Source organism: Mesorhizobium sp. M2A.F.Ca.ET.067.02.1.1, from assembly GCF_004023285.1.
Taxonomy (GTDB): Bacteria; Pseudomonadota; Alphaproteobacteria; order Rhizobiales; family Rhizobiaceae; genus Mesorhizobium.
Genome location: NZ_RZSB01001249.1, coordinates 1 through 899 on the forward strand (window position 1 = coordinate 1; position 899 = coordinate 899).

General features: G+C 65.3%; 1 pseudogene. It reads right to left on the reverse strand.

Annotated features, from left to right (window positions below):
• Positions 1-899 (reverse strand): annotated as a pseudogene (locus tag EOA28_RS37105) (hypothetical protein); the annotation flags it as partial.

The window sequence follows — 899 nt, forward strand, 5'->3', positions numbered from 1 at the left end:
AGCCACTGGATGCCGATGGCGCGGGCCGGCATGCGCGATTCCTGCGCGTCGCCGGGCCGGAACAAGGTCGCCGTGACATAGGCACCGGCGCCCCAGTTTTCGCCGACCGGAATGTCGACAGTGCTGCCGCCGGCCGGCACCGAAGCGGTGACGGTCTTCAACAGCTTCTCGGCGCCGATCGTGACCAGAAGTTCGCCGGCAAAATGCGGCGAGATCTTCAGCTTGGCGACTTCGCCGGTGGCGTAGCTGTCCTTGTCGAGGGCGATCTCCAGCCCATCGGGTGTCTCGGTGGTGGTCGAGGCGACGTACCAGCCGGCGTCGAATTCATAGCTGGTCGCCGGACCATCCGGGTCAGCCGTCTCGACCTCGAGACGGTAGCGGCCCCAGTCGACGGGCAGCGACACGGTCGCCTCGCCATCGGCCTTCAGATCGACCGAGCCATTGGCGACGGCCTTGGTGAGGTTGACCGCCTCGTAGTTCCAGGAATTGTTGGAACGGTACCACTGATAGTTCCGCTCGACCTTGACCAGCGACCACTGGGCGCCTTTCAGGTCCTCGCGCTCGCCGTTCGGATCGACGGCGATGATGCTGAATTTGGCCGTTCCGCCTTGCGGCACCTCATCGCCTTCGAAATCCGGGCGAATGCCGATGACATCGCGCTGCGGCCGAACGCCGATATCGAGCGAGCGCTCGACGGCGCGGCCGCCGGCTTCGCGCATGCGCACCGTGACCTTGGCGTTGATCAGCTTGGTGGTCGACGGCAACTGGTCGATGGTGATCGGGAAGGTCGCCTTGCCGTCGTCGCCAACGATCGGAAGATTGGCGAGGGGCGTCACGGTCGGCTCGCTCGACTGCTCGTCGGCGAGGCCGAAGGTGAAGTCCTTGAAGCTGTCCCAACT